The organism is Serratia entomophila (assembly GCF_021462285.1).
Classification (GTDB): domain Bacteria; phylum Pseudomonadota; class Gammaproteobacteria; order Enterobacterales; family Enterobacteriaceae; genus Serratia; species Serratia entomophila.
Map to the genome: position 1 here is coordinate 4399736 of NZ_CP082787.1, position 14000 is coordinate 4413735.

Consider the following 14000-nt stretch of genomic DNA (forward strand, 5'->3'; position numbering starts at 1 on the left):
CACCTATGGCTACACTCATCGCAGAAAACCTGGCGAAAGCCTACAAGGGCCGCAAAGTTGTTGAAGACGTCAGCCTGAAAGTGAAGTCCGGCGAGATAGTCGGCCTGCTGGGGCCGAACGGCGCCGGTAAAACCACCACCTTTTACATGGTGGTGGGCATCGTTCAGCGCGACGCCGGGCGCATCGTGATCGACGAAGAAGACATCAGCCTGCTGCCGCTGCACGCCCGCGCGCGCCGCGGCATCGGTTATCTGCCGCAGGAAGCGTCGATCTTCCGTCGCCTGAGCGTGTACGACAACCTGATGGCGGTGCTGGAGATCCGCGCCGATCTCACCAGCGAACAGCGCGAAGACCGCGCCAAAGAGCTGATGGAAGAATTCCATATCGGTCACCTGCGCGACAGCCTGGGCCAGGCGCTGTCCGGCGGTGAACGCCGCCGCGTCGAAATTGCCCGAGCGCTGGCGGCCAACCCGAAATTCATCCTGCTGGATGAACCCTTCGCCGGTGTTGACCCGATTTCCGTTATCGACATTAAAAAAATCATCGAGCACCTGCGTGACAGCGGCCTGGGCGTGCTGATCACCGACCACAACGTGCGCGAAACGCTGGACGTGTGTGAACGCGCCTATATCGTCAGCCAGGGCAAACTGATTGCCCACGGCACGCCGGATGCTATTCTGGCCGATGAACAGGTGAAACGCGTTTATCTGGGCGAAGAATTCCGCCTTTGAGTGCCAGCGCGTCCTGAAGGACGACGGTTAACGGAAGTAGACAGAAGATTATGAAGCAAGGTTTGCAACTCAGGCTCAGCCAACAGCTGGCCATGACTCCGCAGCTCCAGCAGGCCATTCGCCTGCTGCAGTTGTCCACGCTTGAGCTTCAGCAAGAAATACAGCTGGCGTTAGAGAGCAACCCCCTGCTTGAGCAGACCGATCTGCACGAAGAAATCGACGCCAAAGAGTCTACCGAGACCGAAGGCCTGGATACCCGCGAGGCGCTGGAGCAGAAGGACATGCCCGAAGAGCTGCCGCTGGACGCCACCTGGGACGAAATCTACACCGCCGGCACCCCGTCGGGCACCGGCACCGACTACAGCGATGACGAGCTGCCGGTGTATCAGGGCGAAACCACTCAGACGCTGCAGGATTACCTGATGTGGCAAGTGGATCTGACGCCGTTCTCCGACACCGACGCCGCCATCGCCACCTCAATCGTCGACGCGGTCGACGACACCGGCTACCTCACCGTGCCGCTGGAAGACATTCTGGAGAGCCTGGGTGACGAGAATGTGACCATGGACGAGGTCGAGGCGGTATTGAAACGCGTGCAGCATTTTGATCCGATCGGCGTCGCCGCGCGCGATCTGCGCGACTGCCTGTTGGTCCAGCTTTCCCAATACGCGAAAGACACGCCGTACCTGGCCGAAGCCCGCCTGATCATCAGCGAACACCTGGACCTGCTGGCCAATCACGACTTTCGCAGCCTGATGCGTTCAACCCGGCTAAAAGAAGATACACTGAAAGAAGCGATGGTGCTGATCCAGTCGCTCGACCCGCGCCCGGGGCAGTCGATCAATACCGGCGAGTCGGAATACGTCATTCCGGACGTCCTGGTGCGCAAGGTGCAGGATAAATGGACGGTTGAGCTCAACGCCGACAGCATTCCCCGCCTGAAGATCAACCAGCAGTACGCCGCGTTGGGCAACAGCGCGCGCAACGAAGCCGACGGCCAGTTTATCCGCAGCAACCTGCAGGAAGCCAAGTGGCTGATTAAAAGTCTGGAAAGCCGTAACGAGACCCTGTTGAAAGTGACCCGCTGCATCGTCAGCCAGCAGCAGGCGTTCTTTGAGCAGGGTGAGGAATTTATGAAGCCCATGGTGCTGGCGGATATCGCCCAGGCCGTGGAGATGCATGAATCGACGATTTCGCGCGTGACCACGCAGAAGTTTCTGCACAGCCCGCGCGGCATTTTCGAATTGAAGTATTTCTTCTCCAGCCACGTGAATACCGACAGCGGCGGCGAAGCCTCTTCAACGGCGATCCGCGCATTGGTGAAGAAATTGATTGCGGCGGAAAACCCCGCCAAACCGCTCAGCGACAGCAAGCTGGCCACCCTGCTCTCCGATCAGGGGATCATCGTGGCGCGGCGCACCGTCGCCAAGTACCGAGAGTCTTTGTCCATCCCGCCGTCGAACCAGCGTAAACAGTTGGTTTGACCTCTATTGAGAAGGAAGACACTATGCAGCTCAACATTACCGGACACCACATCGAAATCACCGATCCATTGCGCGAGTTCGTGAACAACAAGTTCGCCAAGCTCGAACAGTATTTTGACCGCATCAATCAGGTGTATGTTGTTTTAAGTGTGGAAAAAGTGCAGCAAATTGCGGAAGCAACGGTGCACGTGAATGGAGGCGAGTTGCACGCCACCTCGGAAGACGAGAATATGTATGCGGCAATTGATACGCTAATCGACAAACTGGCGCGTCAGTTGAACAAACATAAAGACAAACTGAAGCAACACTGACACTCTGACCCTCTTCCCGTCAGGGCGCTGCTCAACGCAGCCTCAGCTATCGGCGCGTTACCTGAATGGGTAACGCGCCGAAACGGTAATCAGGGTTAAAACAGGCGAAAAACCGCCTTGCCGGGTTCACCCGCCGGCGCGGTTTTAAGTGAAGATGAGATGAACAACGAATATATGCAATTAAGCTCGGTGTTAAACATCGAGTGCACCAGAAGCTCGGTACACTGCACCAGCAAGAAACGGGCTTTGGAAATTATCAGCGAACTGGCGGCTACTCAGCTTAACCTGCCTGCGCAGGTGGTGTTTGACGCGGTTCTCACCCGGGAGCGCATGGGCAGCACCGGTATCGGCAACGGTATCGCCATTCCCCACGGCAAACTGGAAGAGGACACACTGCGGGCCGTTGGCGTGTTTATCCGTCTCGACCAACCCATCGCCTTTGACGCCATCGACAACCAGCCGGTCGACCTGCTGTTCGCTCTGCTGGTGCCGGCCGATCAGTGTAAAACCCATTTGCATACCCTGTCGCTGGTCGCCAAGCGCCTGGCCGACAAAACCGTATGCCGCCGCCTGCGCGCCGCGCAGAGCGACGAAGAACTTTACCAAATCATCACCGAGTAACGCCCGGCTGGCGTGACTTCCAGCCAGGATAACGATACTGTTTCACCATGATGTATTCCGGCTGCGGCCGGAATAACGAAGTTTCTACCGGTGGCGATGAACGCCGCCGAGATGCCAGGGGGAGTTGCCACATGGTGCTGATGATTGTCAGCGGCCGTTCCGGTTCAGGGAAATCCGTCGCCTTGCGGGCGCTGGAAGACATGGGTTTTTACTGCGTTGATAACCTGCCCGTGGTGCTGCTGCCGCAGCTCGCCAATACGCTGGCGGAACGCAACATCTCCGCAGCGGTGAGCATCGACGTGCGCAACATGCCGGAATCGCCGGAAGTGTTTGAATATGCGATGACCCAGCTGCCGGAGAGCTTCTCGCCGCAGCTGCTGTTCCTCGATGCCGACCGCAATACGCTGATTCGCCGCTACAGTGACACCCGCCGCCTGCACCCGCTATCCAGCAAGAACCTGTCGCTGGAAAGCGCGATCGACGAAGAGAGCGACCTGCTCGAGCCGCTGCGCTCACGGGCCGATCTGATCATCGACACCTCGGAGATGTCGGTGCACGAACTGGCCGAAATGCTGCGTACCCGCCTGCTTGGCAAACGCGAGCGCGAGCTGACCATGGTGTTCGAGTCCTTCGGCTTCAAGCACGGCATCCCGATCGACGCCGACTATGTGTTCGACGTGCGCTTCCTGCCTAACCCGCACTGGGATCCCAAGCTGCGGCCGATGACCGGCCTGGACAAACCGGTGGCGTCGTTCCTCGATCGCCATACCGAGGTGCACAACTTCATCTACCAGACCCGCAGCTATCTGGAACAGTGGCTGCCGATGCTGGAGACCAACAACCGCAGCTACCTGACCGTAGCGATTGGCTGCACCGGCGGTAAGCACCGTTCGGTCTACGTGGCGGAGCAGCTGGCCGATTACTTCCGCTCGCGCGGCAAGAACGTGCAATCGCGCCACCGCACGCTGGAAAAACGCAAACAATGACGGTCAAGCAAACGGTTGAAATCAAAAACAAGCTGGGCATGCACGCCCGCCCGGCGATGAAGCTGTTCGAGCTGGTGCAGAGTTTTGACGCCGAGGTGATGCTGCGCAACGACAGCGGCACCGAGGCCGAAGCCAGCAGCGTCATCGCGCTGCTGATGCTCGACTCCGCCCAGGGGCGGCACATCGAAGTGGAGGCGACCGGCCCGGACGAGGTGAAAGCGCTGGCCGCGGTGGTCGAGCTGTTCAACTCCGGCTTTGACGAAGACTGAGCCGCAAAAAACCATGAACGCGTCGTCCTGACGCGTTCAGCATTCTAAGGCTTCCCCCTGCACAATTGCGTACCCTCTTCCAAACTTCACAGCAACTTAGGGTCCCAGCAAACTTACCCGGGTATAGTTTCCCCGCAGGCCTTACAAAAAACCTGCTATCTCGCCAGCCACAGCGCGGAAAATGAGTTTACAATTTGTAAACCTTATCCGCAGCGGCTACAATGCAACAGGATGGGAAGAGGGAGCGATGCATATTATCTCCAGGGAACCTTTTAACCATGCCGCTAAACAGTATCCCAACGAAGAAGCCGCTCTCGATGCAGTCTATAAGACGCTGCGGCGAGGCAGCTTCAACACCCCGGACGATTTAAAAGCCCTTTTTCCCAGTCTGGACCGCATGAAATATAGAGCTAAATGGTGGGTCATTGATATTGGGGGCAACAATCTGAGGATGCTGTTTTTTGCCAGTTTCGATACCCAGAAAATCTTTGTTAAACACATTGTCTGCCACGCTGAGTACGACAAGCTGATGCAGCTGTATCAAAGGAACCAGGAATGATTTCAGATGCCATCAAGGCCACTCAGGAGCTGCTGCGCGCCGTCCCGTTGCTGCGGGGCAGCACCTCGCAACAGGACTATCGGGAGGCGCTTGAATTGGTTGAGCACCTGCTTGAAACCGACGAACATAATCCGCTGATTGACCTGTTGGCGGCAAAAATTGCCGAGTTTGAAGAGAGCAGCCCCGACTTTGCCGAATTTAATCTGCGGCAGCGGCAGCTGCCGCAGGGCGTCGCCGCGTTGAGCGTGCTGATGGAGCAACACCAACTGAGTCAGCGCGATTTTGAAAACGAGATAGGCAAAAAATCACTGGTCAGCCAAATCCTGAACGGAAAGCGGTCTCTCACCATTCCCCATATCATGGCGCTGGCCAAGCGCTTTAATCTGCCTCCGGCCATTTTCCTGCCGGAAGCCCGCTGACCGAACCATCGCCGCTAAATCCTGCTCAGGCAGAGCCATAAGGCGCTATCGAGGTTATTTTGTTTAAAATTTCAATCTTGGTTTATGCCGTGATCTCAGCCACGCCCCCAACCAACATTGAAATGACTATCAACAACATCCAGACGAAATTGATGTAGTAGTAGTGGATTAGCCATCTCGTTTCTACGCCAGGCAACGATTGTAGAAATTCATAATGGGCTTTGGGTAGCCAAACGCGTTTGCCAGTTTTTATCGGTGTCCCCGCAAGCAATTTTTTAAAATGAGCGGTTATAAAAAAACTGCCAAAATACCCAAGATTGCTAAAAAACTGATACGAGGGATTCAGTGGCCAGCCTTGTGACTGATACTGCTTAACAACGCTTTCGTATTTTCTTTTATTTAGGCCAAAATAAATCACGCTGAAAATAATAATAAACGTCGATATAAAAAACATCACTGCGCCTACGGTCATCAGCATAGAAAAAATCTCATAATCCAGTTACTTGAGCAATAAGTCAGCCATGGAGTCACCAAATTTCTCCCCTCCAGAGCTACCTAGCAAACCGCCAGAAACGCCGCCAATCGTCGAACCAACAATAGCACATGCTAATCCCGCACTACCGGCCATCGGAGCACTAATAATACCCAACGCGACACAGAGACCACCTGCCGCCGCCGTCCCGGCAACCCCACCGGCAATACCTAACCCAGCTCCACCAAAGAAGCCGCCATACCCTTTCAATGCGACTCGAGTACATTCATTTTCGCGTCCGCTAGTACAGGCGTGATAAATATCGTTAGACGTGCTAACTCCGGCCGCTGCCAATCCTATCCATCCTGCTCCTTTCATAAACCTTACCGCCTTACCGGCACCGTCAAGATAAGTCGAGTAGCCTTTTATAGCCCCTACCCCCACCGTTGACCACTCATGAACGATTGAGCGACTCGACAAATTCAACGCACTTTTGATGCTCTCATACGGATGCAAATTCAGAATCTTACGCGCCAGCCGGCTAAGTATCGGTTTATCCAACAGAACCTTCAATTCATTAAACAGCCGCTGTCTTTCAACAAAAAATTGTTGGCCGATTAGAGTACCTTGGGTACGGAACTGGTTCTGGTAGCTCATTTCGATCTTTTTAAGAATCTCATCGATACGAGTGAAGTATTGCTTACCAGCATCACTCGCAATGCCCAACCCAGTGCTACTGCCATTCAGTATGGTTGCAATGGTGGCATAATGACGCTGAAGAAAATCTGCCTGATCGGTGCTGACAGCGTCCATTGCGTGATTGACCTTTCCCTTGGCCAGGCGCAATTGCTGTAACGATGCCTCCTGCTGAGAGTTATTGGGATCGGCGACAAGCAGTATTTGTCCCGGTTTAACCCACGGAGTATCGGCATTAATCTGCATAAAATAACGGGCGGCTTCGCTACGTGGATTGCGAAACAACATGTTTCCTTGGGAAGCCAGAGAACCCGGAGTATCAACAACGCAATACCCAGGTTCAATACGTTGGCGAGAGGGGAATATCATCTGAATGACTCCTGTCATTAAAAAATAAAAATCCATTATTGTCCGTCAATGCGCCCATCAAGTTACTGCAAACAGCATCGAACCACAAACCATCGCCGCTAGATCCTGCTCAGGCAGTCCAGCGCCACCGCCTTAAAGCTGTCGAAACTGTCGCTGCTCAGCAACCGGCTCATCGAACGTTCGCGCACGAAGGTGACGAACAGCTCGTAGATCGCCATCGCCTCTTCATAGTCGCTTTTACTGATCGCCAGCAGGAAGATCACGTGGGCGATTTCGCCCTCGCCCCAGGCCACACCCTGCGGCGCCAGCAGCGTCACCACCACGGTTTTCTTCGCCAGCAATCCCAGCGAATGCGGCAGCGCGATGCCCTCGCCCAGCAGCGTAGAAACTATCGCCTCGCGCTCGACCACCGAAGGATAGAAATCCGCCCCGACGTAACCTTCCCGTTCCAACTGGCCGCAGACCTTGCTGAACAACTCCGCCTGCGTCAGCGGTTCATTGATCACCATAAAATGGTCGGCGTCGAAAAACTTCTCCAGCATGTAGGGCTTGGTGCGATCCACCAACACCAGCTTGCCCAGCTGTTCCAGTTGGTATTCGGTCGGGAACGGCGACATCACCACCACCGGCTTGTTCTTTTCGCCGATGCGGGCGTTGGAAATCACGAAGTCTTCGTCGATATGCTCCAGCATCTCGTAGTCGCGCAGCGAGACGATGCGCGTCATCACCAGCTGCGGATATTTGCGCGCAATCTGCGCCTGGATCATCCGCACCGTGGAGTTGCCGGTGTCGCACACCAGCATCACCTGCGGGTGGCGCTCGTAGCCAATGTTGTAATGCCGCTCCAACCCCACGCCGATATGCAGCACCAGATAGCCGATTTCGTTTTCGCTCAGGGTATAAGGGGTGTACTTGCCCCAGCTGGAGACCGCCGCCAGCGTAACGTCGTAGGCCATCGGATAGTGCTGCTTAATGTTGGCCAACAGCGGGTTGGGAATGTTTATCTGATATTTCACCCGGGTAATCATCGTCTTGATGTGGGTGAGCAGATCGGCCCGCAGCTGCGCATCGCCCTGCAGGTTGTAGTTATAGTGGGCGTTGATGTAGGACAGGATGTAGTCCACCAGCGCCTCTTCGTCGTCGGCATTGATCTCGGTGGGCTGCACCTCCTGCACCCGGCGTGCGGCGATATTGACCCGCAGGTAGGCCTCTTCAGCCATCGAGATCTCTTTGCCGGAGGCCTTGCGCAACTCGCCCGCCAGCCAGGTGGAGGCTTTGCGCACCGCGTCGTCGCCGTCTTCCACCTCGAAGTCCGGCAGCGGATAGCCGTCGCCGATGCGCCGCAGCGCCACCGCGCAGTAGAAGATCAGATATTGCTCGCCTTCGTCGGTCAGGCGAATGGCGTACTGCGACAGCAGCGGATGCAGCAGCCCGGCGAAGGTGGCCACCTGCGGCTGCAGCAGGATCTCATTGTTGAGCAGCGGGTTTTCGGCGTCGGCCAGATGCAGCTGGAACAGCAGATCGGTCAGGCAGGCGCGGATCGCCATCTCCGAGCCGAACAGCTTCATGCCGTAACGCGGCTTGGTTTCAATGGTCAGTTGATAATGCGCCAGACGCTCCCTCACCTCAGCCATGTCATTCTGCAGCGTGCCGCGGCTGACAAACCACTCATCCGCCAGATCTTCCAGCTTCAGAGAAAAGGCTGAGGTCAAAAAACGCACCAGCAAATAGTGCACCCGCTCCTGCGCGCTGCGCGGGGTGGCGTGTTTGCGGCGTTCCTGATGCTGCAGGGCGCTGAACAACGCGGCATCCTCCACCTGCAGGCGATAACCGGCTCCGCGGCTGTGCACAAAGCGCGCGCCGTACTTTTCCAGAATATCGTTCAACGCGGTGATATCCGCCCGCACCGTGCGCGTAGAAACGGCAAAACGCTTGGCCAGCTCATCCTGCGGCAAGGTTTCAGACTGCAAAGCATCGAACAAGTAAGCCAAACGCGGGTAAGGGAATCGCACCATTCTGTTTCCGTCAATCAGGGTGCCCGCCCGAAAATCAGGCGGGCAGCGGGTTACTTCGCCGGCGGCAGGAACACCATTTGTGAAGGGCTGCCTACCGGCGTATAGCCTTCGGCAAAGCTGAGCTTGCCGTTGGCCGGATCCACGCTGAACCGGGTAACGTTATCGCTGCGCTGGTTCAACGCATACAGATAGCGCCCGTCCGGGCTCAGGGCCAGTGAACGCGGGTAGTCGCCGCGCGTCCAGGTTTCCGCCACCGGCTTCAGCTCGCCTTCAGCGCCGACGCTGAATTGTGCAATGCTGTTATGCAACCGGTTGGCGACATACAGATTGCCGCCGTCCTTGCTCAGCGCCAACCCCGCCGCGAAGTTGGTGCCCTTGTAGTCGGCGGGCAACGTAGAAACGGCATGCAACTGTTTCAGAGTACCTTTTTGGCTGTCAAAACGGTAGCTGGTGAGCGTCGAGGCCTCTTCATTCACCAGCAGCAGGGTTTTGCCGTCCGGATGGAATACGAAATGCCGCGGCCCGGCCCCGACGGAAGACGCGGCGATCCACGGCGGATCGTTCGGCGTCAATTGGCCGCCGGCGGCGTCAAACCGCCACTGATAGATGCGATCCAACCCCAGATCGGTAGAGAAGACGAACTTGCCGCTCGGATCGCTGGCGATCATATGCGCATGCGGGCCGTTATGATCGCTGATGGCGAAGCTGCCCTCCACCGCCGCGGCCGGTTTGCCTGCCCCCGCCGGCCCCTGTTGCTGCTGCACCGAACTGGCGGCGCCCAGGCTGCCGTCTGTCGCCACCGGGAACGCCGCCACGCTGCCGCTGACGTAGTTCGCCACCAGCAGGTGACGGCCAGCCGGCGTCAGCGCCAGGAATACCGGCCCCGCGCCCTGCGAGTCCACCTGGTTCAGCTGCGTGAGGCCGCCGTCGCTCGGGTTGACCCGATAGGCGGTGATGCCGCCGTGCTTGCTGCCGTTGAAGTCGGCCACTTCGCTGGCGACGTACAGCGTCTTGCCGCCGGCGTCTAGCGTCAACTGCGCCGGGTTGGGCACTTTGCTCACCAACGTAGCGGCGCTCAGCGCGCCGTTGGCCGGATCGACCTGCACCCGGTAGACGCCTTCACCGTTGGGATTGTAGGTGCCGATATAGGCAAAATGAGATGACGTGGAGTTCATTGCATCCTCAGCGTGCAGCGCCGGGCCGGCCATGGCCAACAGCGCCAGAGACAACGCGGTGCGTAAGGTGGGAGACTGCCAGTTTCGCATAGTTATCCTTATCATAGATAGCGGCGCGGCAAGCCGCGCCTGTGAAGACAAAACCGTTAGCCTCCCTGCCCTACGTCATCCATGGGTGCACATTAACCGACCAGCTTTTTGGTCATCGCCAGCAAGGTCTTCACGTCCTGCGGGCGGGTGTCGCCGCTGGCGGAGTCGATGATCGAGCTGTAGATGTGCGGGATCACTCGCTTCACGCCGGCGGCCAGCGCGATCTCGACGATCGGCTCGAAATTTTCCAGATCGATGCCGCCGGTGGGCTCCAGCATAAAGTCGTGCTCAGCGCAGGCCTTGGCCACGTACTGATATTCGTCCTTGCACTTCAGGCCGCCCATCGGGAAATACTTGATGGAGCTGCCGCCCATGTCCTTCAGCAGCGCGATGGCGGTTTCCACCGGCACGATGCCGTCCGGCGCTGCGGCGCTCAGCGGGCCGGTGGAAATCTTCACCCAGCCGACGCGGCCGGTTGGCGATACCAGGCCGTTCACCACGCTGTCGTTCTGGCCCAGCAGCGCGCGGCTGGCGCCAACGCCGGTGAACACCTGGTTCACGTGCTGCGGTTGAACCTGTTGGGAAATCAGGCTGACCATCGCCGACTGCCGCGGATCGCCGGCGCCCAGGCCGACCGACAGCGCATTTTCAATCAGGCGCGCATAGCGCAGCATGTCGGTCACCGCGCTGTCGACGTCCGGATAGTTCTTGGAGAGAACGCCCACCAGCACGTGCCCTTCCGCCGCGGCGTAGATGTCCTGTGCGTTGCCTTTAGAGCCGGCCAGCACGTTCAGGCACACGCGGTCGTGATAGTAGTTAGGCTGCAGCTTCATGCTTGTTTCTCCGTGAACAGGTTTTTAATGCAGGTGAAGACGGTCATCAGCTGTTGTTCATCAACGCTGCGCACATCGACTTCGATCTTGCCTTCGTTGGCCTTGTAGCCACGAAAATAGATGGCGATATCGCCGGTTTTCAACGCCTGGACGATATCGTAGGTAGAACGCCCCAGCACCGCCTCGTCAAAGGCTATCTCGGCGCGGGCGATGTCGCGGCCGGCGCTGTCCCAGACGGTTTTGGCGCTGACGCCGGTCAGGGTATTCAGGTTATCGAGGAACGGCTGCATGCGCGCCACCATCTGCTGGCCGGTAGTTTTTTCAAGCGTCAGATAGCTTTCAATCGCCTGCGTCAGGCCGAGGATACCCTCTTTGCCGACCTTCATCGCCCGGCCGATGCCGCCGGACTGCAGCTTCACCCACTCGACGTACTGTTTTTTGCCGATAACCAGGCCGCTGGTCGGCCCCTCGATGGCTTTGGCGCCGCTGTATATCACCAGATCGGCCCCCATCTGGTAGTAACACATCAGGTCTTCTTCCGCCGCGGCGTCGACGATCAATGGCAGGTTGTGCTTGCGCGCCACCACGGCCGCCTGCTCAACGGAAAGAATGCTTTTCTGCACGCAGTGGTGAGATTTAACGTACAGGATCGCCGCGGTCTGCGGCGTAATGCAGGCTTCTATCTGTTCTGCGGAACATTCGTTGGCGTAACCTGCCTCCACCACTTTGCCGCCCCCCAGCGCCACCATGGTGTCGACCGGCGCGCCGAAGTTCACGTTGTGGCCGCGCGGCAGCACTATTTCGCGCGGAACGGTAATCGGCGCGGAGTGCAGGTTCACCAGCAGGTTGGCGTTGTCCTTGACGATAATCGCCGCCACCGACTGGGCGATGCCGGCCGAAGCGCAGGAGACGATCACCGCATCCTCGACGTTCAGCAGATCGGCGATGTAGGCGCCGGTCTTGTTGACCAGATCCTTGATTTCAAAATAGTGGTTCAGGCCGTAATCCACCGCGTCGATCACCTCCTGACGCGGGGTGGATACGCCGAGAATGGTCATGCGGCCGGAGGTGTTGATCACCTGCTTTAAATTATATTTTTCATAAATCGAAGACATGAGCAGCTTTCCCTTGTTCGGTTAATAAGATTTCCCCGGCCACCACCGCGGCCAGCGGAACCAGCAGCCGTTCGCCGCCGGCGGATTGCCCTTCTGAATCAACGAATACCTGCGGCCCCTGGCGGAGTTCAAACAGCGTGAAGTCGGCGTCGTAGCCCGGTTCGAGCCGGCCTTTGCCGGCCAGGCGCAGCGCCGAAGCGGCGTTCTCCGTTACGCAGGCGATCACCTGCGGCAGCGACAGGCCGACGCTGAAGAATTTGGACATCACCGTCGCCAGGCTGTGCACCGGCCCGCTCATGCGGTTACGGCAGTAAATGTCGGAGCTGATGGTGTGCGGCAAAATGCCCAGGCCGATAGCCTGGCGCGCCACCTCGAAGCTGAAGCTGGCGGTGCCGTGCCCCACGTCGAGCAGCACGCCGCGCTGCAGCGCACGCTGGATGGACTCGCGCAGCGTGCCCGCCGGGGTCAGGATGCGGTTCGGCTTGCCGTTATAGCAGTGGGTGATGATGTCGCCGCGGGTCAGCAGATCGGCGATCTCGTCCAGATCCGGCGGGTTGTTGCCGATGTGCACCATCAGCGGCAGCTGGTCGTTCTCCCGCTGGATCTCCTTGGCCAGCACCAGCGGCCGGATGCCGTTTTTGCCCACCACGCTGCTGCTCATGCGCGCCTTGATGCCAATAATAAAGCCGGGGTGCCCGCTGATGGCCTGGCTGACCTCCTGCTTGTCGATATCCGCCAGGTCCGCCAGCTCATTTTGCCGCAGCAGGCCGATGCGCGAGATGTTCAGGAAGGCGAATACGTTGGTTTTGGCGCTGCGCGTCAGCGCGTAGAATTCGTCGACGTCATTGGCGCCGGTGCTGCCCGCATCGACCACGCTGGTGACACCGCCGGCGACGCCGACCCGATCCGGATCGTCATGGTAAATCGGCGAAGTGGGGTAACAGTGCACATGGGAGTCGATCCAGCCGGCGCTCAGGCGGCAATTGCCCGCCAGATCCAGCTGGCGCCGGGCGCTGACGTCCGCCGCCAATCGCCCGACGGACGCAATCTTGCCCTCTTTGACCGCCAGATCGATCAGGGTATCGTCCGCCAGCCTGGCGCCTCTGATAACTAAGTCATACATACTGCGTTACTCCTTCTCCGCAGCGCCGCCGCAGATCGCTCGCGCCCCTGCGGCGGCGCCTCGCGGAGGCGTAATTAGGAAATGGCCACCGGGAAAATCGCCCCCAGGATCATCGCGCCGAGGATCGCGCCGCCGGTGATCGGCTTGCCCCAGATGTAGAACAGCAGCGCGCCGAGCAGCGAACCTATGCCGATCGGGATGGATGCGGTCATCGCCGACAGGATGATCAACGGCCCCAGGAAGCGGCCGGAGGAGTTGCCCGCCCCCATCATCACGTCCGCCCCGTAGGTGGAGTTGCTCTGATTGATGGTGAATTTACGCGCCAGGATGATCACGTAACCGATCGCCACGCCGATAATCAGGCCGGTCACCAACGAAGCGGCGAAGTTGGCCACCGGGAAGATGATGCCGGCGCCCAGCAACAGCGCCGGCACGCCCAGCCCGACGCCGGTCTGGATCGCCCCGCCGATGTCCAGGATCCCCACCAGCGAGCCTTCGATGATGCGCGCGAACAGGAAGCTGGCGCCGAACGCCGCCACCGCGCCGTATACGCCGGTGTCCATCCCGGCCCGCAGCATGGAGACGAAGGCCACTTCGTTAAAGGCGCCAATGCCGTACAGGTAGTACATGTGCGTTCCGGCGAACACGCCGGACGAGAGCAGGCCAACAAAAATCGGGAATGACCAGTCGGCGTACCAGAAGCCTTTTTGGGTTTGTTCTTCCATCATCCCG

General features: G+C 58.4%; 16 protein-coding genes. 8 read left to right on the forward strand and 8 right to left on the reverse strand.

Features of this window, described 5'->3' with window-relative positions; translation table 11 throughout:
* Positions 1 to 5 precede the first annotated feature (5 nt).
* From lptB to KHA73_RS21140, 8 genes are all read left to right on the forward strand, one after another.
* Entirely contained in the window at positions 6 to 731 is a 726-nt protein-coding gene (gene lptB, locus KHA73_RS21105; protein WP_234586462.1) for an LPS export ABC transporter ATP-binding protein, read from the forward strand.
* A gap of 50 nt (positions 732 to 781) precedes the next feature.
* Complete coding sequence (gene rpoN, locus KHA73_RS21110) at positions 782 to 2215, forward strand: RNA polymerase factor sigma-54 (RefSeq protein WP_234586464.1); 1434 nt, start codon at positions 782 to 784, stop codon at positions 2213 to 2215.
* A 23-nt stretch (positions 2216 to 2238) separates the two neighbouring features.
* Positions 2239 to 2526, forward strand: a complete 288-nt coding sequence (gene hpf, locus KHA73_RS21115; RefSeq protein WP_004937038.1) for a ribosome hibernation promoting factor — start codon at positions 2239 to 2241, stop codon at positions 2524 to 2526.
* 159 nt (positions 2527 to 2685) lie between these two features.
* Positions 2686 to 3147 carry a PTS IIA-like nitrogen regulatory protein PtsN gene (ptsN, locus tag KHA73_RS21120; protein WP_234586466.1) on the forward strand — a complete coding sequence of 154 codons (462 nt, stop codon included), beginning with the start codon at positions 2686 to 2688 and terminating at the stop codon, positions 3145 to 3147.
* Between the two features lie 131 nt (positions 3148 to 3278).
* Positions 3279 to 4133: an RNase adapter RapZ gene (gene rapZ / locus KHA73_RS21125; RefSeq protein ID WP_234586468.1), complete on the forward strand. Its 855-nt coding sequence runs from the start codon at positions 3279 to 3281 to the stop codon at positions 4131 to 4133.
* Complete coding sequence (gene npr / locus KHA73_RS21130; RefSeq protein WP_234586470.1) at positions 4130 to 4402, forward strand: PTS phosphocarrier protein NPr; 273 nt, start codon at positions 4130 to 4132, stop codon at positions 4400 to 4402. The genes rapZ and npr overlap by 4 nt, the downstream gene beginning before the upstream one ends.
* A 247-nt stretch (positions 4403 to 4649) precedes the next feature.
* Positions 4650 to 4961, forward strand: a complete 312-nt coding sequence (locus tag KHA73_RS21135) for a type II toxin-antitoxin system HigB family toxin (protein WP_234591346.1) — start codon at positions 4650 to 4652, stop codon at positions 4959 to 4961.
* Positions 4958 to 5380: a helix-turn-helix domain-containing protein gene (locus tag KHA73_RS21140; RefSeq protein WP_234586471.1), complete on the forward strand. Its 423-nt coding sequence runs from the start codon at positions 4958 to 4960 to the stop codon at positions 5378 to 5380. The genes KHA73_RS21135 and KHA73_RS21140 overlap by 4 nt, the downstream gene beginning before the upstream one ends.
* 82 nt (positions 5381 to 5462) lie before the next feature.
* Here KHA73_RS21140 and KHA73_RS21145 read toward each other — a convergent pair whose 3' ends face one another.
* The 8 genes from KHA73_RS21145 to KHA73_RS21180 all read right to left on the reverse strand — a co-directional run bounded on the left by KHA73_RS21145 (position 5463) and on the right by KHA73_RS21180 (position 13993).
* Complete coding sequence (locus KHA73_RS21145) at positions 5463 to 5858, reverse strand: hypothetical protein (protein ID WP_095099419.1); 396 nt, start codon at positions 5856 to 5858, stop codon at positions 5463 to 5465.
* A 21-nt stretch (positions 5859 to 5879) separates the two neighbouring features.
* Positions 5880 to 6953 (reverse strand): hypothetical protein, encoded by a 1074-nt coding sequence (locus KHA73_RS21150; protein WP_231922104.1) that lies wholly within the window; start codon positions 6951 to 6953, stop codon positions 5880 to 5882.
* A 62-nt stretch (positions 6954 to 7015) separates the two neighbouring features.
* The gene (locus KHA73_RS21155) at positions 7016 to 8932 is read right to left on the reverse strand and encodes a BglG family transcription antiterminator (RefSeq protein ID WP_234586473.1); all 1917 of its coding nucleotides are present in this window, start codon (positions 8930 to 8932) and stop codon (positions 7016 to 7018) included.
* Between the two features lie 50 nt (positions 8933 to 8982).
* Positions 8983 to 10197, reverse strand: coding sequence for a lactonase family protein (locus KHA73_RS21160; protein ID WP_234586475.1), 1215 nt, complete (start codon positions 10195 to 10197; stop codon positions 8983 to 8985).
* Between the two features lie 92 nt (positions 10198 to 10289).
* On the reverse strand, positions 10290 to 11030 hold the full coding sequence (gene dagF, locus KHA73_RS21165) for a 2-dehydro-3-deoxy-phosphogluconate aldolase (RefSeq protein WP_234586477.1): 741 nt from the start codon (positions 11028 to 11030) through the stop codon (positions 10290 to 10292).
* Positions 11027 to 12145 (reverse strand): DgaE family pyridoxal phosphate-dependent ammonia lyase, encoded by a 1119-nt coding sequence (locus tag KHA73_RS21170; RefSeq protein ID WP_234586479.1) that lies wholly within the window; start codon positions 12143 to 12145, stop codon positions 11027 to 11029. Before KHA73_RS21170 ends, dagF begins: the two co-directional genes overlap by 4 nt.
* Positions 12129 to 13268, reverse strand: a complete 1140-nt coding sequence (locus KHA73_RS21175; protein ID WP_234586481.1) for an amidohydrolase/deacetylase family metallohydrolase — start codon at positions 13266 to 13268, stop codon at positions 12129 to 12131. The genes KHA73_RS21170 and KHA73_RS21175 overlap by 17 nt, the downstream gene beginning before the upstream one ends.
* Before the next feature lie 74 nt (positions 13269 to 13342).
* On the reverse strand, positions 13343 to 13993 hold the full coding sequence (locus KHA73_RS21180; RefSeq protein ID WP_234586482.1) for a DUF4310 family protein: 651 nt from the start codon (positions 13991 to 13993) through the stop codon (positions 13343 to 13345).
* Between the last annotated feature and the right edge of the window lie 7 nt (positions 13994 to 14000).